Source organism: Aminobacter sp. P4_D5 (assembly GCF_056401815.1).
In genome coordinates, this window is the sequence record NZ_JBFUIP010000967.1 from 1 (window position 1) to 616 (window position 616).

At 67.4% G+C, this 616-nt stretch carries 1 protein-coding gene; it reads left to right on the top strand.

Features of this window, described 5'->3' with window-relative positions; genetic code table 11:
• Positions 1 to 616 (top strand): MFS transporter (locus AC1DWF_RS36105; protein WP_476843258.1); only part of this gene is annotated, 616 nt, incomplete at both ends.

Here is a 616-nt window from a genome sequence, read left to right on the forward strand (position 1 = left end):
CACTTCTACATGCTCTGCCTGGCGCCGCTCTTCCTGGTCTGGCGTGACGAGTTCGGTGTCTCCTTCGCCATGCTGGGCCTCGCCGTCGCGCTGATGAGCGCCACCACGGCCGTGCTGCAGACGCCCGTCGGCTTCCTCGTGGACAAATACGGCGCGCGGTGGTTCCTGGTCGGCGGCACGCTGATCATGGCGCTCTCCATCAGCGCCATGTCCCTGGTGACCGACTTCCGGCTGATCCTGGCCCTGGCCGTGCTGTCCGGCATCGGCAATTCCGTGATCCATCCGGCGGACTACGCCATCCTGGCCGGCTCCATCCGCAAGGAATTCGTGGGTCGAGCCTTTGCGCTGCACACCTTCACCGGCAATCTCGGCTTCGCGCTCGCCCCCCCGACCGTCGCGCTGCTGCTGCTGGTCATGGACTGGCGCCATGCGCTCGCCTTGCTGGGCCTGCTCGGCGTGCCCGTGGTCTTCGCCATCCTGGTCCAGGCGCGCATCCTGAGCGACCAGCCCAAGGCGCGCAGCCACCAGAAGGTGAGCAGCCGCGAGCTGCTGCTGAGCAAGCCCATCCTGGCCTTCTTCGCCTTCTTCCTGCTCTCGGCCATGTCCGGTGCGGGCA